Below are 20,229 nucleotides of genomic sequence, written 5' to 3'. Positions count from 1 at the left end.
AGATGTGTATAAGAGACAGTAACTATTTTGATTTTTCTTTAAAGTAATAGCCAATTATAAAACCCAGCGAAGTACCTAAAGCACTAATAACAATCGAGAGTACTTTATCAATTTCAAGAGGTCTTATCAATTCAGAGGGATTCTCAATTCCTTTTCCTTTCAATTTGAGTAACCAATCAACTGCATAAGCGTTGTACCAAAAAACAAAAATAAAGCAAAAGACCAGTAAAACAAAAAAACCTACTAAAAATGAAATGGTTAATGTACTACGAGTCTTGCTTTCACGCACACTGGAACTTAATGCATTTTCTTCTGCTTCTTCGGCAACATTATCAGATTTTTTAGAATTAGTTGAAAGCTCTTCTAATAAATCTGTTAAATCTGAGAAATCCGTGTTAGCCATTATTGCTACCTCCATTCATTTTAGAAAGTAGCTTTAAGGCCTGGGCATAATCTTTTGTTGTTGATTCAGTAAATTTACCTGAAACTGCCAAACATTTTTTCATTTCAGGTAGAACATCATTATAGAATTCTAAACGACCACGTTCTACTTCAGAAAGATTCTGTAAGTTTTTATCGAATAAATCTTGTACATTATTAAGGATTTTTTCAATAAGACCCATTTGAGATTCGAGTAAATCACTTGAGTGCGAACGGAAGGTAGTCAGTTTACTTACAACTTTCGCATAATCATTTTTTTCTGACATTGGGTTTGATCCATCATCTAACTAGCAATAGCTTATGAGGATAATAGCATGTAATAAAAAGAGGTCTAGCATCATATCAGACTTAATCAGATCTGCTTCGGTCGAATCGCTCTTGACGTAAGTGGAACACTGTTCAGATGACTAGCTTTATGGATAGGGCACTGATATTTTGATAACTCGTTTTGATAAAATTTTGATAAGCATTCGAAAGCTAATAATAAAAACGGGAACCAATCAGCTCCCGTTCGTGTTTAACCCAGCGAGTGGATTACATGTTCGCGATAATCGCGTCGCCAAACTCTGAGCATTTCAGCAGCTTAGCGCCTTCCATCAGACGTTCGAAATCGTAAGTTACGGTTTTCGCGTTGATCGCGCCTTCCATACCCTTGACGATCAGGTCTGCGGCTTCGAACCATTCCATATGACGCAGCATCATCTCTGCGGAGAGGATGATAGAGCCTGGGTTCACTTTGTCCTGGCCTGCGTATTTTGGTGCAGTACCGTGGGTTGCTTCGAACAGGGCGCACTCGTCGCCGATGTTCGCGCCAGGGGCGATACCGATACCGCCAACCTGTGCCGCCAGGGCGTCAGAGATGTAGTCACCGTTCAGGTTCATACAGGCGATCACGTCGTATTCAGCAGGACGCAGCAGGATCTGCTGCAGGAACGCATCGGCGATCACATCTTTAATGATGATCTCTTTGCCGGTGTTCGGGTTCTTGATCTTCTGCCACGGGCCGCCGTCGATCAGCTCACCGCCGAACTCTTCGGTCGCCAGCTGATAGCCCCAGTCTTTGAACGCGCCTTCGGTGAACTTCATGATGTTGCCCTTGTGAACCAGGGTCACAGAATCACGGTCGTTGGTGATCGCGTATTCAATGGCCGCACGCACCAGGCGCTTGGTCCCTTCTTCAGAGCACGGCTTAATGCCGATACCGCAGTGCTCAGGGAAGCGAATTTTCTTCACGCCCATCTCTTCGCGCAGGAATTTAATCACTTTTTCTGCATCAGCAGAGTCCGCTTTCCACTCGATACCCGCGTAGATGTCTTCTGAGTTTTCGCGGAAGATAACCATGTCGGTCAGTTCAGGGTGCTTAACCGGGCTTGGGGTGCCCTGATAGTAACGAACCGGACGCAGACACACGTACAGGTCCAGCTCCTGACGCAGCGCCACGTTCAGAGAACGGATGCCGCCGCCGACCGGAGTGGTCAGTGGGCCTTTAATAGCAACGCGGTAGTCGCGGATCAGGTCCAGCGTTTCTGCTGGCAGCCAGACGTCCTGGCCATAAACTTGCGTCGATTTCTCACCGGTGTAAATTTCCATCCAGGAAATTTTACGCTCGCCTTTGTAGGCTTTCTCAACAGCGGCATCAACCACTTTCAGCATTGCCGGGGTAACGTCTACACCGATACCGTCGCCTTCGATGAACGGAATAATCGGATTGTGAGGAACGTTAATCTTGCCGTTTTGCAGGGTGATCTTTTTACCTTCCGCCGGAACAACTACTTTGCTTTCCATTAACCTCTCCTTCGAGCGCTTCTGGTTGTTACTGATCTTATGTTAATAAATTGTAATGAGCCCTTCGATAGTACCTGATTGTCCTGCGCCATGAAAGGTCTTCGTTATTAGGCTATAATGCGGCAATTGATAACGCCTGAAAATACCATGAAGAAAACTTCTTTTACAAAACACCGGGTTGAGCGATTCAGCTCGCGACAAGCCACCAGAAGACCCCAGCAAACCCAGCCGAAGCGGGTGATTTTGTTCAATAAACCCTACGATGTTTTGCCGCAGTTTACCGATGAGGCCGGACGCAGTACGCTCAAGGATTACATCCCCGTTCAGGGCGTCTACGCCGCCGGTCGCCTGGACCGGGACAGCGAAGGACTTTTGGTCCTAACCAACGACGGCGCCCTACAGGCAAAGCTTACGCAGCCGGGCAAACGCACCGGCAAAATTTACTTTGTGCAGGTTGAAGGCGAGCCGGACGAAGAGACGCTGGCGAAACTGCGCAGCGGGGTGACGCTGAACGACGGTCCCACCCTGCCCGCTGGTATTGAACGCGTGAATGAGCCGGAGTGGCTGTGGCCGCGTAACCCGCCCATTCGCGAGCGCAAATCCATCCCGACAAGCTGGCTCAAAATCACCCTGTATGAAGGCCGCAACCGCCAGGTGAGGCGAATGACCGCGCACGTCGGCTTCCCTACCCTACGTCTGATTCGCTACGCCATGGGCAGCTACACGCTGGATACGCTGGCAAACGGCGAATGGCGCGACGCTGCCCCTTAAGGAGAAACGATGTTTAAACCTCATGTTACGGTCGCCTGCGTGGTGCACGCGCAGGGAAAATTCCTCGTTGTGGAAGAGAGCATCAACGGCAGGGCGCTGTGGAATCAGCCTGCCGGGCATCTTGAAGCCAATGAAACGTTGCTGCAGGCCGCGAAGCGCGAGCTCTGGGAAGAGACCAGCATTCGCGCTGAGCCCCAGCACTTCATTCGCATGCACCAGTGGATTGCGCCCGACAGCACCCCATTCCTGCGCTTTTTATTCGCCGTTGAGCTTAGCGAAACGTGCGCCACAGAACCGCATGATGACGATATCGAACGCTGCCTGTGGGTCACCGCCGAGGAGATCCTGAACGCGCCAAACCTGCGCTCGCCGCTGGTTGCGGAAAGCATCCGCTGCTGGCAGTCAGGCGCACGCCTGCCGCTGGGTGTCATCGGAGAATTTAACTGGCCGTTTACAGAGGGTGTCAACGGTGGGGGGGCGTGATAGAATACGCCGCCTTGAAGTTCAATGTCGTGAGTATTCCATGTCAGATAACAGCCAGAAAAAAGTGATCGTCGGCATGTCCGGCGGTGTCGATTCCTCCGTTTCCGCCTACCTGTTGCAGCAACAGGGCTATAAGGTGGAGGGCCTGTTCATGAAGAACTGGGAGGAAGACGATGGCGAGGAATACTGCACTGCCGCAGCGGATCTCGCCGACGCGCAGGCCGTATGCGACAAGCTCGGCATTGAACTGCACACCGTTAACTTTGCCGCAGAATACTGGGACAACGTCTTTGAACTGTTCCTTGAAGAGTACAAAGCGGGCCGTACCCCGAACCCGGATATTCTGTGCAACAAAGAGATCAAATTTAAAGCCTTCCTGGAATTCGCCGCGGAAGATCTGGGCGCTGACTACATTGCGACCGGTCACTACGTGCGTCGTGCGGACGTGAATGGCAAAAGCCAGCTGCTGCGCGGCCTCGACGGCAATAAAGATCAGAGCTACTTCCTTTATACGCTGAGCCACGAACAGATTGCGCAAAGTCTGTTCCCGGTCGGCGAACTGGAAAAGCCGGAAGTGCGTAAAATTGCCGAAGAGCTGGACCTGATCACCGCGAAGAAAAAAGACTCCACCGGTATCTGCTTTATCGGCGAGCGCAAATTCCGTGATTTCCTGGGCCGCTACCTGCCTGCACAGCCAGGTAAAATTGTCACCGTTGATGGCGACGAGATTGGTCAGCATCAGGGGCTGATGTACCACACCTTAGGCCAGCGTAAAGGCCTGGGTATTGGTGGGACGAAAGAAGGCAGCGAAGATCCGTGGTACGTGGTCGACAAAGACGTCGAAAACAATATTCTGGTGGTGGCTCAGGGTCACGACCACCCGCGTCTGATGTCCGTTGGCCTTGTCGCACAGCAGTTGCACTGGGTCGATCGCGAGCCCCTGAAAGGCACGCTGCGCTGCACGGTGAAAACGCGCTACCGCCAGACCGATATTCCTTGCACCATCACCGCGCTTGATGACGACCGTATTGACGTCCGTTTCGACGAGCCGGTCGCCGCCGTTACCCCGGGCCAGTCTGCTGTCTTCTACAGCGGCGAAATCTGCCTGGGCGGCGGGATCATTGAACAGCGCCTGCCGCTGCCCGCTGTTTAACCGATTGCACACATAAAGGAGACCGTGTGGCGAAGAATTATTATGACATCACCCTGGCGCTGGCAGGAATTTGCCAGTCTGCTCGTCTGGTGCAACAGCTGGCGCATCAGGGTCACTGTGACGCTGATGCCCTGCACGTTTTGCTCAACAGCGTTATCGACCTCAACCCCGGTTCAACCCTGGGCGTGTTCGGCGGCAGCGAAACCAATCTTCGTCTCGGTCTTGAAACCCTGCTTGGCGTGCTTAACGCCAGTAGCCGTCAGGGGTTAAACGCGGAACTGACCCGCTACACCTTAAGCCTGATGGTGCTTGAGCGTAAGCTGAGCGCGGCGAAAGGCGCGCTCAATACCCTGGGCGATCGCATCGCCGGGCTACAGCGTCAGCTCGACCATTTTGACCTGCAGTCTGAAACGCTGCTGAGCGCCATGGCGGGCATTTACGTTGACGTCATCAGCCCGCTGGGCCCGCGCATTCAGGTCACCGGCTCCCCTGCCGTACTGCAAAGCCCGCAGGTGCAGGCGAAGGTCCGCGCTTCCCTGCTGGCTGGGATCCGCGCCGCCGTGCTGTGGCATCAGGTTGGCGGTGGCCGCCTGCAGCTAATGTTTTCTCGTAATCGCCTGACCACTCAGGCAAAACAAATTCTTGCTCATTGTTAACCTCCCGGAGTTGCGAATTATGGAATTATCCTCACTGACCGCCGTATCCCCTGTCGATGGACGCTACGGCGATAAAGTCAGCGCGCTGCGCGGGATCTTCAGCGAATATGGTTTGCTGAAGTTCCGTGTTCAGGTTGAAGTACGCTGGCTGCAGAAGCTGGCCGCCCAGGCAGCAATCAAGGAAGTTCCTGCTTTTGACGAAAAGGCAAACGATTACCTTGATAAAATCGTTGCTGAGTTTAGCGAAGAAGATGCCGCGCGCATTAAGACCATTGAACGCACCACCAACCACGACGTGAAAGCGGTTGAGTATTTCCTGAAAGAGAAAGTGGAAAGCGTCCCGGCCCTGCATGCGGTATCCGAGTTCATTCACTTCGCCTGTACGTCCGAAGATATCAATAACCTGTCTCACGCGCTGATGCTCTCCACCGCGCGTAAAGAAGTGGTGCTGCCTTACTGGCGTAAAATCATCGACGCGGTGAAAGCGCTGTCCGTGGAATACCGTGACATTCCGCTGCTTTCCCGTACTCACGGCCAGCCAGCCACCCCATCCACGATGGGTAAAGAGATGGCGAACGTGGCGTACCGTATGGAGCGCCAGTATCGTCAGCTGGAGCAGGTTGAAATTCTGGGTAAAATCAACGGCGCGGTCGGTAACTACAATGCCCACATTGCCGCGTACCCGGAAGTGGACTGGCATCAGTTCAGCGAAGAGTTCGTGACCTCTCTGGGGATCCAGTGGAACCCGTACACCACCCAGATTGAGCCGCACGACTACATTGCAGAGCTGTTTGACTGCATCGCGCGCTTCAACACCATCCTGATCGACTTCGATCGCGACGTGTGGGGCTACATCGCGCTGAACCACTTCAAGCAGAAGACCATCGCCGGGGAAATTGGCTCCTCCACCATGCCGCACAAAGTGAACCCAATCGACTTCGAAAACTCCGAAGGCAACCTGGGCCTGGCGAATGCCGTGCTGCAGCATATGGCGAGCAAGCTGCCGGTATCCCGCTGGCAGCGCGACCTGACCGACTCCACCGTGCTGCGTAACCTGGGCGTGGGCATTGGCTACGCGCTGATCGCGTATCAGTCCACCCTGAAGGGCGTGAGCAAGCTCGAAGTGAACCGTGACCGTCTTCTGGACGAGCTGGATCACAACTGGGAAGTATTGGCAGAGCCGATTCAGACCGTGATGCGCCGCTACGGTATCGAAAAACCGTACGAGAAGCTGAAAGAGCTGACCCGCGGTAAACGCGTCGATGCCGAAGGCATGAAACAGTTTATCGACGGTCTGGCACTGCCGGAAGAAGAGAAAACCCGCCTGAAGGCCATGACTCCGGCGAATTACATTGGCCGCGCCATCACCATGGTTGATGAGCTGAAGTAACGTTCCTTCCCCCCCTTTCCGCCCGGAAAGGGGGTTGCTTTTCCCCGGTTTACTGAATGTTTATCCCCACAGCAACATAATCAGCGTTAGACTGCACAGCGAAAATCACAATCACCGCTTAAACAATAACTTACTTATTAATCAGTGGCTTAATAAAATTGAATTGCGGACATTATCGGACAATAATGGTCATTTTATTGCCCCAAATCATGCCCCCAGCACGATATTGCCCCCAAATTTGCCCCCAAAATCGACTCTTTTTAGTGGCACTTTTTTATTGGATGTTAAGAACTTTTTTAACCGCCGTTGACATGAAAATGATTTTTTCCCATACTCGCCATGCACCAGCAAAATCTGGTGTCGGGATTGGCGTCCCGGAATCAGCAGAGCGCATAACCGCGCCAAGCGGTTTTTTTATGCGTTGAGCACGGTCACTTTCGAATTATGGTGGGGCGTGCAGGGGCGGAGAAATCCGCGCCGGGTCTTTGCTGCCGGTTACGCCAACCCTGTACGTCTCACCACCTCACTGATTGGCGTCAGCAGTGGTGATAACTTAAGCAGCAAAGGATTATCCCATGAATACTGAGTTAACTTTCCGTAGTCATACTTTCACACCAGCTATCCGCGACAACAAATTCTGGTTAACGTCTTCCCAGATTGCAGAAGCTCTCGAATACTCAAGCACTAAATCAATAACCAACCTATACAACCAAAATGAAGAAGAGTTCACATCAGAAATGACTCAGGTCACTGAATCAGTGACCTCAGGAAATTATCGAAAAAAAGTCCGCATCTTCTCCCTTCGCGGAGCCCATCTGATCGCCATGTTCGCCAGGACGCCGGTCGCAAAAGAATTCCGCAGATGGGTATTAGACGTCCTCGATAAAGAGGTTTTGGAGGCAACTCCGCAAGTAAGTGAGGTATCTGCTCGACAAAGTTACGCAGTAATAACCTACTTCGAAAATGGCCTGCCCGTGGCCTGCCACCCTCTTATGCCTGGTGAAGTAATTATGAACCCCGATTCATGCCTAGAGCATCTGATTCGCTCCGGCTACGTGGTGATGCCGTGCGATGAAGTAGAAAAATTCACTCTCGGAGAGATACAGAAAATGATCGCTATAGCACGGCGAGCACGTGATCGGTGGATGCAATCTTAACTACACAGGGCAGCCCGCTGTTGCATATAGTCAGGCTGCTCAGTTAGCATAAAATGAGGAAGGGCTTCACTAGAATTTGATAATGATGTTAACAATATATATCATGAAGAGTTGATGATAAAAGGATATGCAAAAAATGATTAATTCACAACAAGTGCAGTTCATTAGTAAAGCACTTTACATAACAACATTTACGCTTTTATTGATAGTGCTGCCTTGTGCATTTATCCATGAAAAAACTTCGCGCGTAATATTTTATTGGTGCGGATATTTATCGTTAGCAGGTTTATTACTCAATTTATTCAAAAAAGAAGAGCAAATAAATTGCAACAGGATTACTTTTTCTTTTTTGATGCTATCTGTTCTTTTCTTGGCTTGGTCATTGTTATCTGGATTTTTATCAGGAGAAACCTCATCTGAATTGTTATTTACACCTGGAAAAAGATGGTTTATAGCAGCAATAATTTCTCTCTTTATCTTAAACGGTAAGGATAAGCTAAACAAATTCCCCAGCGCTACGATCATAGTATCAGTGATGTCTTTAGCTTTCATTGTTGCAAGCACTTATGGAATCTTGCAGGGAATGAATAGCGATACGCGCATTCTTCTTGGCATTAATAGAGCAACTCTGACGGCATATGCTTTCAGTGCATTTTCATTAGCTTTTTCAGCGATCATAGCAGCTACTATTAAAACTAAAAAGAAATATCTATTTCAATTAATCGTTCTTATCATTTCCACTTATATCATTTTCTTAACTCAAACAAGAGCGGCCATGCTTATTCATCCTTTGCTCGGTTTGCTGTTGCTTCTTTCATGGATGTGGCGAGATAAGTTACTTAATTTCAAAACGCTGATTCTTTCAATTTTGTCATTGGTAGTAGTTGCTTCCTTAAATTCCAAAATAATAATTAATCGTATCGATTCCACGATGATTGAAATAAGGGAGTACAATCTTGGAAATGACCATACATCTCTGGGAGCCAGATTCAGCATGTGGAAACTTGGAGCCATGGCTTTTGCTAAATCACCTTTTGGACAAAGTGAGACTCATCGAAACAATGAAATAACTAATTTTTTGAAAAATGCTAACGAGAAATCAGAAGCAGCAGGTTATCTAACAGTGCATTTACATAATGAATTTATTCAATACGCATCAATTTTTGGCATTTTCGGCATACTTGTATTGTTTGTTTTTTTCTTTATGCTGATTTTTAAAAGTAGCCACCCGGCTATAATTGGGCCAGTTGGTATACCTACCTTAGCTGTTTTATTCTATGGTTCCACAGATGTATTGTTGACATCAATAGAACTGATAGTTATTTTTTCCACTACAATAATTCTTTCAAGTATGGCAAGTGATTATTGGCAAGGAGCTTCTAAATAATGAAAATATATATTATTAATCTGGAAGGAGATACTGAACGAAGGGAATCAATGGAATCCCAAGCAAAGCGTCTAATGCTTGATTACGAGTTAATTCCAGCTGTAAACGGAAAATGTATTCCGGAAAATGTATTTTCTCTTTTGAAAAGAGAACATAGCTACGCGGTGACTCCTGGGGAAATTGGATGTTCCCTGAGCCATTTGACAGTTTATAAAGCACTGGATGCTTCCAAAGATGATTGCGCGCTGGTGCTTGAAGATGACATTTTCTTACCTGAAGATATTTCTTTTTTCCTTGATGAAATTGAGTTATCAATTCCGAAAAACATTCCATTTGTTTATTTGCTTTCTAAAGTTAACCATTACAACAATAAAAGTATTTTAAAATTATCTAACGGACATTCTGTTCATGATGTTTATAATGCAGCCTTTTCTCATGCTTATATTATAAATAAATCCGCCGCTCGCATTCTTTACAAAAAATTATTCCCTGTTTGGTGCGTAGCCGATCAGTGGCAGACATTTAAAGAATTCGGCTTTATTAATTTACGTGGGGTTATACCTGAATACATCAGCACCAACCCAGTTTATGAGAGTGTAACCACCATCGGCAATCGGAGTGACGATATAACCATGAAAAAAAAGGATGAAGCATGGAAGGCTATTTATTCAAGCCGTTCCTTTAAAGTCAAAATAGCTAAAGCTTGCACCCTTCTTTTCCATCGTCCATTTCAGAAAATAATCAAGCAGTGATTTTCCAAGCGCTGATTAAAAATCAGCGCTTCTTAGTTTTTACTTTATAAATCTCCTGCAACTATGACGAAGGTGTTATCGGCCAGATTATATTAGGTGTATGCGATGTATCAACTCGCAATAAAAGCACTCGATATTGCCTCCACGCTAATAAAGTATTTTGTTCTTCTTCTGTTGCCATCCCTAAATCAATAGCGTCTTTAAGAGACTCAATTATATTATTTGCGTAGGCTAATAACTCCTGTTTTTTGCGTTGAGCTTTTAGCTCATCATCCACTGGCGCAGTGATAATTTTCCCTTCATCAAAGATAAAAGAACCTCCAAACGCATTATATCCAGCATCAACAAATCCATCTGGTACATTTTCCGGTAAGACTTCCACCACAACCTGATTAATAGGAAAAATCGAACTAGCATCATAGGAAAAATGAATTATTTTTTTTGTTTTAGGATCGTATGATATTTTTAGAGTCTTTTTAGAGAGCGTCTTTAACCACTGATACCAATCATTTCCATACTCATCCTTTAGAAAAACGACATTCATATCTGGAGCTTTTGCAATGTAATATAATTCAAGTTCACATTGTGAAAACTTAGCGACCTGTTCCGCTGTATAGTTCTCCCAGATGTCTAATGGGTTGTATTTTTTAAACACTCCTGATTGCATTTCCATTAAGATACCCATGCAGTATACCAGTTACCGTTGATGTTATATTGAATATATCGAAATTGTACTGCCGTATAGTTTGTCTTTTGCATCACAGCAGTAACTACAGCCCCATCTGGAGCATATGCAAAGTTACCATCATTATTTCCGTTATCTGCCGTTCCAGGTGAAGCTAACCTTACGCCACCCTGCAAGAAGTTAGACGACGTCCATGCAATTGTCGCAAAATTACCGCTAACCCAGTCTTGCGGAGCAAGATTGATAATCGCCCCAGTTGATTCCTGCCGCATATAGGGGTATGCAGGATTGTTGGATGAAAGTCCAACGGTAGTAATCGAGTCACGTCTCGCGTATGGGCTTAAATCCTGTTGTGGCGGTGGGTTATTGGGCGAGTACACCCGTACTCCTGGCGTGTCGTACAGGCCCTTCCCCGCCTGAATCAGCCCCACACTGCTGATGTTTCGCCCTGAATGGATATCATCCTTTGCCTCAAGATAGTTAGGCGCAATCACGTTTCCGTTTGATTGAACATCTACTGAAGGTCCCTGCGCTGCGCGAAGATGAAGCACTTTATCATCTGAGGCATAAACGAGCCCCATTTCTGCACCGGAAGCATCAAAAAACCAGAGGTGTTTATTACCTGAACCACGGATATTTATCGCATTTTGTGAAAGCTCTGCACCGCCATTGACAGCCTTAAGCGCCCCCGGAATGGTTACCGTATTATTATCAGAATCGTATTGCACCGCCCTGAAATAGCGCCAGCCTATGGTAGTACCATCATCTTCCCGAATGGCAAGGGTTAACTTTGAATTCGTGTAACTGACGAACTGGATCAACGGCCTGTTTACCCTCCCCCCCTGAGCGGGGCCGGTGGCACACACGACATCTATATAATAAAAATCCTGAGTAATGAACGGTGGGTTATTGGTACACCCACGCGTATCAATAAACAATGATTCACCGACGACAAAGGGGTAAGTCGCAAAATCAATCGCACCATGATTCGAGTCGGAACTAAAGTTCCCTTTATAACCAACCGGCACGAGCGCACCCGCTGCATTGTCAGCAACATCCCTGACAGCCGCCGCCCTGAGTTCTAAATGTTCTCTGGCTAATGCCTTATCCTGAACATCAGAAAGATTATTTTCTTTCTGCAGGGCATTAACGATACGATGGTCATCCCCGGCGGCGACTGTATTCGCCGTTGTGCCAACATCCAGTACAGCGGCCCCTTTCAGCCCAATATTTTTCCGGGATTCGCTGGCATCCTTCACATCGCGCAGGTTCGCATCCTGGCGAAGGAACAGCCCATCACCTGTTGCCACCTTCAGTTCGATATCCGCCGTTTCTGACACGGCGAGGCGAAACTGGAGCGTTACACTGATACCACTTACCGGCTTCTCAATTGCTGCACAGTTCGCCACGGCATACAGTTCGCCGGCATCGGTTAACAGCCCGACCTCACGAACAACAAAGCCCCCCACATCGGGAGGCAGTACCAGCTGCGCAATAAACTGATTCGCCTGATCCGGCGAGACCTGCAACGCTGAAATTCCCGAACGATACACCTCATGGATCAGGGCAGTGAATGCCGGATCATGTGTTACGGGCTGGCCGTTACCGTCACCCACCACAAAGTCCTTAATAATTACGGGTTTACCGGTCGCAGAAGACTGTGCCTCCAGCTCTTTACCTCTGTTGGTCAGAATACTGTAATATTTCTCAGCCATGGCTAAACTCCTGCCTCAATATCGACATCAATCCAGGCGGTAACAGCACCGCCGGTATAATAAGTTCCCTTTGCGCCCAGGTCGGCAATCACGTCAATGGAGGTCAACAGACTCCTCAGGTTTTTCGCTTTATCGACTTGCCGCCGGATACGCTGATACAGAGCGTCATCAACTTCCTGAAGGCTGTAAACCTCAACGCGGAAGGTGTAGGGAGCCTTACGCGGCTGATCCTCCCACCACTCCACCACTGTCGTCGGGAGACTGACAGCGCTCAGTGACCGCCTGACAGCGCCGGCAGTACCGCGATGCTGATGGACATAGGCGGCATTTTTTAACACTTGCCGCTTTTCAGCCTCTGTCCAAGCGTCTTCCCAGGAATCAACCGCAAATTCCCATGCTAGCCAGGGCAGCAAGTGCGCCGGGCAGGTATCGGGGTCTTTCACCTTACGCACCATGCCCGTATCCAGTTCGGTGATCTGCTCCGAGCTGGCCTGCTCCTGCGCCCGCTCAGGCTGAATGGCGGAGGGCGGTAGCAGGGAACGAAATTTATCCACCGGAGCCTCCTTTGCGGGTGACGTTTATTGCACTACACCAGGGAGCCTGCCCGGCGGCCGCTTCAAGATCTGCGGCCGGACTTATCAGCCTGACTCTGGAAACACCGGGCTGCTGGAGTGCAGCGTAAATCGCGGAAAGCGGCACAAGGCCGTTTATGCGATGTGAAAGCAGGGTGTAGCTGGTCAGCGTGCTGATGGCATGCTCCAGCACCGTCTGCGCATCCGGTCCGTCGGGTATGTCCAGTTCAGCTGTTACCGCATAACTGACAATGGTGGCGCTTTTGACGCTGACATAATCAGTCAGAGGCCTGACCTCATCGGCGCTTAGTTCGCTCATCACCTTTTCCGTCAGGCCAGGGCTGGCCTCACCATTACCGGTTCGCGACAGGACATAGACATCCACTTCACCCGGGCGGTTGTGCGTTTCCGGGCCATAGGCATCCGCATCCAGCACACCGTTATCCGCGGATTTGGCATGAAAGCGGTATGCGTTGCGCGCACCTGCCGTATTCAGCTGCGCCCACGAAAGCTGGATACGCTCACGGAAAGCGTCATCGTCTTCATAGACAGGATCGACGGGTGGCACGGCATCCGGATCGCCGGGATTTATCACGAGGCGGGAAACATTAAAACCCGCACCTATCTGGTCAAGATCGGCTCCTCTGGCGCTGGCAAGGAAAACAGCACGTACCGCATCATTGACACGCTGAAACGCCAGGTTGAGCTGGTAAGCGTTGATTTCCCCCTGTTTATACGCCGGATCAGATTCGACCAGCGCGTCGAATTCTGGATCCAGTTCGCGCAGGCGCGCCAGCCAGCGGGTAAAAATATCGGCGGCATCCGGTACCACAATCGCATCCGGTACCGCCAGCGCAGAAAGGTTAATTACGTCGTAACTACTTGCCATAAATCTGTATGCCTCCGGTGCTGACGGGAAAATTATTCTCTTTATTGATCCCCTCGATATCGACGACACACCCTGTTTCATCAGCAGGGAAAGTGACCATCACACGCGTGACCCGCAACCGGGGCTCCCAGCGTGCAAGCGCTGAGGCCGTGGCCGCGATAATCCGCAGTCGGGTGAGGTCGTCGCGAGGGTTGTCCACCAGCGAAAACAGGTCACTGCCGTAATCACGAACCAGCACACGGCTGCCGAGCGGCGTGGAAAGGATATCGCTGACGGACTGGCGCAGATGATCGCTGCCGGACAGGCGTTTACCGGTCCGGCTGTTTACACCGTTCATTTTTTTTTCCGTATGAGGATCGCCAGGAGGCGGAGAGTTAACCGAAATAATCCGGGCCGGATTTATCCTTGCTGCCGGATTTTTTAGATGATTTAGCAGGCTTGCGAATATCAACCACCAGGTTGTACGTGTAGCTGAACCCGGCGGCCGTCAGGGAAAAGGCGAGAGATTCAACCACCCAGGCGCGATCTTCACGCTCGCCAAAGCCGGACGTGGACACGCCGGATTCTGCCGTGAGGGGAACATGTTTCGGTCGGCACGGGCCGGTAACCGTCATCTTCTGCTCATTGCGGCGGGCCTGCGTCTTTCTGGATTTGGCCTGCTGGTCGGCGGTGGCCTTTGCCGGCTGGGTATACGGATTCGCCATCGAGGGGCCGTCATGGTCAACAGTGGTAGTTTTGGTCTTCCCGTCCGCTTCATCGTAATAGCGCACACCGATTTTTCCCGATGACTTACCGCTGCTGCCGGTGGCTTTCCCCGTCGAACTCCCCCGCTCGCCCTCACTGTATGACCAGTTTGAGACTTCCTCCGGGGTGATAACCAGCTCCCCGGTCTGCTCACCTGAGGCGTTAGCCGTTGCGCCCTGCCGGAGAAAAAGCCAGTAACCGCCGGAAGGTTTGCTGACCGCATTCCAGGTCCTGGCAAGCCGGGTCAGCAGGTTCGCATCCGATTCTGCCACCTGGTCAACATGGTCAATATGGATATCGGCGAGCTCCGCGGCTACTTTTGACTTCAGCCCGTTTTCCGTGGCGATGGTCCTGACCAGATCCGCCAGACGAATGTTATCCCAGCTGCGTGTTTTCTGGCTGAGCACATCACCGGGCTGTTTTTGCGCGTTCATGGGCGCGGCGGTGGCATAAATCTCGATACGCCGCGGCGGACCGCTGCTGCCGACGCCGGACACCACAAACCAGCCCTTATCCACCAGCTGGTCATTAAACCCCAGCGCCACGCGCAGTCGTGCCCCTTTTGTCGGCAAAGGGAGCGTTTCCGACAGCAGCGTGATTTTCAGCTCATCCGCCTTTGTCGTGGCACCGCCATAATCGGTCAGCGTCAGCTCTGCCAGACTTTGCTGCAGCGCGCGGGTGATATCTTTCCCCTCGGCGCTGACGCTGAAAGCGGGAGCATATTCCGGTTTAACTATCTGTTCAGTCATATTAATCCCACAGGCTGAAAGCAGAATCCTGAACCGGCGGAGCCAGATCCGGCAGGGTAATAAAGAGACCTGACGGGTAAACCGCACCGATATCAGCCAGCCCCGGATTCGCTTCAAGTACCTGCGTCACGATAAAAGACAGGTTTTCCGTGCCGTAATGCGTTGCGCAGACTGCATCAAGCACATCACCGTCACGGGTTTGATATGTCATCGGCATAATGTTTCAGCGTCATCGTCCAGTTTTTATTTCGGTGGCCACCACCGGGCAGGAAACGGTTTGTCGTGTCGGAGAAGTCGATCACCACCCACCAGCCCAGCACATCCCCTTCACCGCTGACCAGCTGCTGTGGCTTGTTCTGGTCGGCGAGATCGTAGAGATCGTTAACGGCATTCACCCCCTTACGAAAGAAGGCATGCGATTCTCCCTCAAGCCGGACGGTTCGCCCAGGCTTGCCGGTGTACTGCAGCAGGTCCTGTTTGCCGATGCGCTCCAGCTCGCTCCATCGCCAGCTGGCCTCACGGGTCAGCTGGTTATACGCCGTGGTATCGATGGAAAAGGCGAAATCGCCCAGCATCATCATCACCCGGGCGGCCTGGGCACCACGCGCCGCGCTGGCACCGGCCTGCCCGAAGTCTTCAAAGACAGGAATAATTTCACTCACCAGATTTGCCCTCCGTCCAGCATGCTGTTATTACCATTAAAAGCAGGGCTGCTTTTCGTCATACCCTCGACCTCATCAGCAATCGCCCGCTCGTCCTGCCCGGGTGCACAATGAATTTCAAACCGGTATTCAAAGCGGCGATTGTCTGTCAGCTGTCGGGGTGCGGCGGGAGCATCTGTTGAATCCAGCTTCTGCAGCAACATATCCCAGCGACCTTCAGCCTCTGTGCTGGTAGCCTGCTGGAGTGAATCCTGCTCCGTAATGTCCGGTACCACCTGCGGCGATGTTTCTGGCGGTAACGGCGACAGCAGGGTCCGGGGATAATGATCCCATGCCGTAGGGCCGGTACCGGACGTGACAGACTGCGGCTGTGCCGGCTTCATTAACCAGTCCGTCCCGAACAGTGCGCCACTGTTCTCCGGGGTGAGATATTTATCAAGGGTGGTGTTAAATGTCTCCTCGTCATCACGGAAAAAGCCCCGCGTATCACGGTAGGATTTTTTCACATCGTCCGGCAGATCCGGTTTTTCTTTAAGCTGCTGTTCGAACCACTCTCCCTGGCCGTTGCGCTGCGCGGTCATGCGGGCGATATCGACCGAGCCGGTCATGGCCAGCGATTTGAGCACGTCCCGCTGATCGCTTCGCTCATCCGGCAGCAGCCAGGACAGTTTTTTCGCCAGCGCGTACGCCACTTTTCCGACGAAAAAGATCCCCTGCCCGAACGTCAGCACGCCGGGGTAGAGGTCATTACGCAGAAAACTGACGATGCGCTTGATCCCCCCGCCTTTAAACCACTCCGCCATATCGTCCGTCAGACGGCGCACATCCGGCGCCAGTTCGTTACCGAGCTGACCGGAGATTTCCGCCACAGCAGAAGAGAAGACGGTCTGCAGGTTGGTAATAGCGCGGTTGCCCTCCATTGCACCTTCAGCCCCCTCTTTCGTGACGAGGTTATACCGGCTCTGCTCGTCCATCAGGTCGCGGTAACTCTTCCCGGACTGCTTCAGCAGCATCAGGAGCTTGCTGGCCTCGCCGCCAAACAGCGAATCCAGCGCAAATGAAGCTTTCGACTCATCCTGCAGGCTGAGCGCGCGCTCAACGATTTTTTCAAACTGTGCCATATCGCTGAGCCCGGCCAAATCCCCCGCCTTAAACCCGAGCGTCTCAAACGCGTCCTGCAGCGAGCCCTGCTTACCGTTCTGCTTGTATTCCCCTGCCTTGTGCAGATACTCCTCAAACAGATCGCCGATATTCTCGCCGTTCATGTCGTACTGTTTTGCGAGGGTGTCCCAGGCATCAAACGTCGGGATGTCCACGCCATAACTTTTCGCCACGCCCGCACGTCGGGCCGTCTCCGCATTGGTAGCCGCCGGTGCTATCAGGGTGCCCAGCGCGGAAGCCACCACCCCACCGCCGCCGATCGCCAGCCCCGGTGCCACCATGCCGCCCAGCTGTCCGGCGATACCCAGACCGCGGCGAAACAGGCCTTTACCGGCCCCTTTAAATGACGCCAGCCGCTGCGCCTTCTGCATCTGCTGGTTCAGCTTCTGCTGTTCGGACTCCGTTTTATGGATTTCACGGGACACATCGCTGTAACGCCGTTTCAGATCGCCAAGGCTCTGCCCGGCAAGCTTTGCTTTTTTAATCTCCGCCGCCAGCTTCGCCTGGTCTTTGGTCAGTTTTTCTGACTGCTTCCCGACGTCCTTCAGGCTCTTTAGCAGGCCGTTCGCTGAACGATTCCATGAGCTGTCGATATTGCCGCCAAACGTAATGACGGCCTTAAGATTCTGGCTTAGTCCGGCCACGATTTACCGCCTCCACTTCGTCGGTGAGAAAATCAGAAAACACGCTGAACGGCATATCCAGGTATTCCGTCATGGGAAAATGCAGGCGCCGCCCGAGAAAGCGTATCGCCCGGATCAGGCTTCTTTCGGTCGCTCCCCGGGCGGGAGCATAAAAACATTAAATGTGTCCAGCAGCTGCGCATAATCTGCCGCTGTCAGCTGCCAGATATCCTGCTCACTGAGATTGCACAGCAGCGCAATCATGCGCGCCTCTTTTTCTTCTTCGCTGCCCCGATCCTTGGAAAAAGCAATGCGATCGCGCACCAGCGGCTCGCGCAGCGTCACCTGTTCGAGCAGGCCACCGTTCTCAAAGGAAACAGGGGAATACAGTTTGATAACGCGGGTTTCACCAGGAAAACTCATAACACTCTCCGTAAAGTAAAAACGGCCCGAAGGCCGTTACAGGATAAAGACAGGCTCAGAGACGGACTTTCGCCGCCAGGCCGGACAACACATCCACGCCATTTACCCGGCGCGAGAAGCGCTCCGTATCAATTTCAAAGAGCTCGCGGCCGTCTTTGGTCTGGCGGTAATAGCTCACGGCGATGTCCACTGTGACGGCATTTTCGGACAGGCTGTCTTTGCCCCGCGCATCCGGCGTGACGGTCTGTACAAAGCCCTCGATCTCCTCGATGGTGCCCAGCGCGGTGCCGTTCGCCAGATAGCCCTGATAGGCCGTAAAACGCGGGCGACTGCCACTGACAAAACCAAAGGCAGTCAGCATGTCCGTGTCCACCCCGTAAAACTTCAGCTGGCAGGTCAGCGCCTCCATGCCGTCATCCACGGGAGAGGGGGCGTCCTGTGCGCCGGTGCGCAAATCGGTTTTGACAATGGACAATGCCGGCGGCGTAAATTCATGTGCGCCCTGAATACGGATCCCCTGCCGGAAGAAGGTCCAGACGCGTAACGTGTTTTTTTCGCTCATGCTGCCAGCATCTCCTCAAGCGCATAGTTGTTATTCACCCGGACGCGCAGGCTGATAAGTTCAGTCGGCGATTTCGGACCAAAGTCATAGTTGATGTACAAAACACCAGCCGCCATGCTCTCAGCGGTATTAAGCTCCTCATCCAGCCAGGCACGACCGCCGAAAATGGCACCGAGGCCGATCAGCTGACGCATCCAGGCGTTGATGGTGCCGATGATGTCGTCGGCATTTTCACGGTCAAGCGGACGGTCAACATATTCCAGCATCGTTTCCTGAATGCTGTCCTCGATGACGTCGGCGGTACGGCGAACCGATTCAAAGCGCCACTGGGGATTGGTTCCGCACAGGCGGTTACCCCAGTGCTTAAACCCGGCACGGCGGATAATAGTGGAGACGTTCTGCATGTTGAGAAGGTTCGCATCGCAGTTTTCATCGCCGAGAATGAACTCGTCGACCTGCTCCACGCCGAGGATATTGTTGATGTCCTGGTTGGATTTGCTCCACCACCAGCCCTTCTCAAAGTCGATACGGGCGCGCAGTCCCGCCGCAAACGCTGAATACGGACGGTAGACCAGCTGGCCGTCGGCATTGCTGACCTGAACGCGCGGGCGCAGCAGCTCAGTACGCATGCCGTAGGACTGACGACGCTGAACCACTTCCTGTAGGGTGGCGCCGGATTCACAGTCTACATACGCCACTGCGCGTAGTTTGCCGGCAACGGTTTCCAGTGCCTTGCCCACGGCGTCATCCTCACTGAACCCCGGCGCAATGACGATTCGGGGCTGGTACGTCGTCACCGATTTTGCAGATGACAGCGAGCCGATCCCGGTAAGCACCGCTGCACGCTGTTTCGCTTCGTCGGTTTCTTCCGACACACGAACCACCACCGTCAGGGCATTTCGCTGATCGTTGATTTCGGTCAGCGCCGGTTTCAGCGAGCCCTTCTCCCCCAGGCGGGAGAGCATCGTGGTACCGACAATTGCCACCGGCGTATTCAGCGGGAACGGCTCATCCTCGCCACCGGAGAGCTGCAGGCTGAACGGCGTGACAATACCGCTGCCGGTACCCTTCGCGGTCACTTTCACATCCGCCACCGCGTTCACGGCCGTGACCACCTCTGCTGGCGTTGCCGTCAGCTTGCCGGATTCATCACAGCCCAGCGTGATGGTCAACGTTAAAGCCGTTGCGTCCCACACAGCCGTCGTCTCCACCGCGGCGGGATTTTCTGCATCAGGCACCCCGGCTACCGCCTCAGCCAGCAGGACATTGCCCGCCCTGCCGGCCTTCGTCGCGGTAAATTCGACAACGTTATCCAGAATAGGCGTCCCGACGGTACCCGCTGCCGGCGTTCCGGCTGAGACATCCGGCGCGGTACCCACCAGACCGATAATAGCCGTCTGGATCGTCGTGACCGCGACCGTACCGGATGTCAGTTCGATCGTTTCCACACCATGTAAATTTGCCATTCA

Annotated in this window: 23 protein-coding genes; 8 read left to right on the top strand and 15 right to left on the bottom strand. The window is 51.8% G+C overall.

All coding sequences use genetic code 11. The features are described 5' to 3' along the window. Positions 1–22: 22 nt before the first annotated feature. The 3 genes from HBA26_RS07450 to icd all read right to left on the bottom strand — a co-directional run bounded on the left by HBA26_RS07450 (position 23) and on the right by icd (position 2,226). The gene (locus tag HBA26_RS07450) at positions 23–403 is read right to left on the bottom strand and encodes a hypothetical protein (protein WP_126345735.1); all 381 of its coding nucleotides are present in this window, start codon (positions 401–403) and stop codon (positions 23–25) included. Then, on the bottom strand, positions 396–707 hold the full coding sequence (locus HBA26_RS07445) for a hypothetical protein (RefSeq protein ID WP_047364296.1): 312 nt from the start codon (positions 705–707) through the stop codon (positions 396–398). The genes HBA26_RS07450 and HBA26_RS07445 overlap by 8 nt, the downstream gene beginning before the upstream one ends. A 268-nt stretch (positions 708–975) precedes the next feature. Further along, positions 976–2,226 carry an NADP-dependent isocitrate dehydrogenase gene (gene icd / locus HBA26_RS07440; protein ID WP_003857898.1) on the bottom strand — a complete coding sequence of 417 codons (1,251 nt, stop codon included), beginning with the start codon at positions 2,224–2,226 and terminating at the stop codon, positions 976–978. A 117-nt stretch (positions 2,227–2,343) separates the two neighbouring features. On the opposite strand from icd, the gene rluE reads away from it, so the two are divergent. The 8 genes from rluE (at position 2,344) to HBA26_RS07400 (ending at position 9,975) form a co-directional block, all read left to right on the top strand. Further along, positions 2,344–2,997, top strand: coding sequence for a 23S rRNA pseudouridine(2457) synthase RluE (gene rluE / locus HBA26_RS07435; RefSeq protein ID WP_028012753.1), 654 nt, complete (start codon positions 2,344–2,346; stop codon positions 2,995–2,997). 9 nt (positions 2,998–3,006) lie between these two features. Next, complete coding sequence (locus HBA26_RS07430) at positions 3,007–3,480, top strand: NUDIX hydrolase (RefSeq protein ID WP_126345293.1); 474 nt, start codon at positions 3,007–3,009, stop codon at positions 3,478–3,480. A 40-nt stretch (positions 3,481–3,520) separates the two neighbouring features. Further along, positions 3,521–4,633 carry a tRNA 2-thiouridine(34) synthase MnmA gene (gene mnmA, locus HBA26_RS07425; protein ID WP_126345292.1) on the top strand — a complete coding sequence of 371 codons (1,113 nt, stop codon included), beginning with the start codon at positions 3,521–3,523 and terminating at the stop codon, positions 4,631–4,633. A gap of 26 nt (positions 4,634–4,659) precedes the next feature. Continuing rightward, on the top strand, positions 4,660–5,289 hold the full coding sequence (gene hflD / locus HBA26_RS07420) for a high frequency lysogenization protein HflD (protein ID WP_126345291.1): 630 nt from the start codon (positions 4,660–4,662) through the stop codon (positions 5,287–5,289). Positions 5,290–5,308: 19 nt separating this feature from the next. Continuing rightward, entirely contained in the window at positions 5,309–6,679 is a 1,371-nt protein-coding gene (purB, locus tag HBA26_RS07415) for an adenylosuccinate lyase (RefSeq protein WP_014883421.1), read from the top strand. 575 nt (positions 6,680–7,254) lie between these two features. Further along, positions 7,255–7,836, top strand: coding sequence for a BRO family protein (locus tag HBA26_RS22885; protein ID WP_166720858.1), 582 nt, complete (start codon positions 7,255–7,257; stop codon positions 7,834–7,836). Positions 7,837–7,972: 136 nt separating this feature from the next. Further along, on the top strand, positions 7,973–9,223 hold the full coding sequence (locus HBA26_RS07405) for an O-antigen ligase family protein (RefSeq protein ID WP_166720857.1): 1,251 nt from the start codon (positions 7,973–7,975) through the stop codon (positions 9,221–9,223). Then, on the top strand, positions 9,223–9,975 hold the full coding sequence (locus HBA26_RS07400; protein ID WP_126345287.1) for a glycosyltransferase family 25 protein: 753 nt from the start codon (positions 9,223–9,225) through the stop codon (positions 9,973–9,975). Before HBA26_RS07405 ends, HBA26_RS07400 begins: the two co-directional genes overlap by 1 nt. Positions 9,976–10,036: 61 nt before the next feature. Here the strand turns inward: HBA26_RS07400 and HBA26_RS07395 are convergent, their stop codons facing one another. From HBA26_RS07395 to HBA26_RS07340, 12 genes are all read right to left on the bottom strand, one after another. Next, positions 10,037–10,660, bottom strand: a complete 624-nt coding sequence (locus HBA26_RS07395; protein WP_166720856.1) for a tail fiber assembly protein — start codon at positions 10,658–10,660, stop codon at positions 10,037–10,039. Then, entirely contained in the window at positions 10,648–12,375 is a 1,728-nt protein-coding gene (locus HBA26_RS22790; protein WP_126345285.1) for a phage tail protein, read from the bottom strand. The genes HBA26_RS07395 and HBA26_RS22790 overlap by 13 nt, the downstream gene beginning before the upstream one ends. A 2-nt stretch (positions 12,376–12,377) precedes the next feature. Further along, positions 12,378–12,929 (bottom strand): phage tail protein I, encoded by a 552-nt coding sequence (locus HBA26_RS07385; RefSeq protein ID WP_126345284.1) that lies wholly within the window; start codon positions 12,927–12,929, stop codon positions 12,378–12,380. Further along, positions 12,922–13,836, bottom strand: coding sequence for a baseplate J/gp47 family protein (locus HBA26_RS07380; protein ID WP_166720855.1), 915 nt, complete (start codon positions 13,834–13,836; stop codon positions 12,922–12,924). The genes HBA26_RS07385 and HBA26_RS07380 overlap by 8 nt, the downstream gene beginning before the upstream one ends. After that, positions 13,826–14,173 (bottom strand): GPW/gp25 family protein, encoded by a 348-nt coding sequence (locus tag HBA26_RS07375; protein ID WP_126345282.1) that lies wholly within the window; start codon positions 14,171–14,173, stop codon positions 13,826–13,828. Before HBA26_RS07375 ends, HBA26_RS07380 begins: the two co-directional genes overlap by 11 nt. Positions 14,174–14,210: 37 nt before the next feature. After that, positions 14,211–15,329 carry a contractile injection system protein, VgrG/Pvc8 family gene (locus HBA26_RS07370; RefSeq protein WP_126345281.1) on the bottom strand — a complete coding sequence of 373 codons (1,119 nt, stop codon included), beginning with the start codon at positions 15,327–15,329 and terminating at the stop codon, positions 14,211–14,213. A gap of 1 nt (position 15,330) precedes the next feature. Beyond that, positions 15,331–15,546 (bottom strand): tail protein X, encoded by a 216-nt coding sequence (locus HBA26_RS07365; RefSeq protein WP_023311224.1) that lies wholly within the window; start codon positions 15,544–15,546, stop codon positions 15,331–15,333. Then, on the bottom strand, positions 15,521–15,991 hold the full coding sequence (locus tag HBA26_RS07360) for a phage tail protein (RefSeq protein WP_166720854.1): 471 nt from the start codon (positions 15,989–15,991) through the stop codon (positions 15,521–15,523). The genes HBA26_RS07365 and HBA26_RS07360 overlap by 26 nt, the downstream gene beginning before the upstream one ends. After that, complete coding sequence (locus tag HBA26_RS07355; protein ID WP_166720853.1) at positions 15,988–17,796, bottom strand: hypothetical protein; 1,809 nt, start codon at positions 17,794–17,796, stop codon at positions 15,988–15,990. The genes HBA26_RS07360 and HBA26_RS07355 overlap by 4 nt, the downstream gene beginning before the upstream one ends. Before the next feature lie 114 nt (positions 17,797–17,910). Continuing rightward, positions 17,911–18,198, bottom strand: a complete 288-nt coding sequence (locus tag HBA26_RS07350; protein WP_126345278.1) for a phage tail assembly protein — start codon at positions 18,196–18,198, stop codon at positions 17,911–17,913. 55 nt (positions 18,199–18,253) lie between these two features. Continuing rightward, complete coding sequence (locus HBA26_RS07345) at positions 18,254–18,760, bottom strand: phage major tail tube protein (protein ID WP_023311220.1); 507 nt, start codon at positions 18,758–18,760, stop codon at positions 18,254–18,256. Further along, positions 18,757–20,226 (bottom strand): phage tail sheath C-terminal domain-containing protein, encoded by a 1,470-nt coding sequence (locus HBA26_RS07340; protein ID WP_166720852.1) that lies wholly within the window; start codon positions 20,224–20,226, stop codon positions 18,757–18,759. The genes HBA26_RS07345 and HBA26_RS07340 overlap by 4 nt, the downstream gene beginning before the upstream one ends. Positions 20,227–20,229: the final 3 nt, after the last annotated feature.

The organism is Enterobacter sp. 725m/11, from assembly GCF_011683705.1.
Taxonomy (GTDB): Bacteria; Pseudomonadota; Gammaproteobacteria; order Enterobacterales; family Enterobacteriaceae; genus Enterobacter; species Enterobacter bugandensis.
This window is presented reverse-complemented; position numbering and strand designations above follow the sequence as displayed.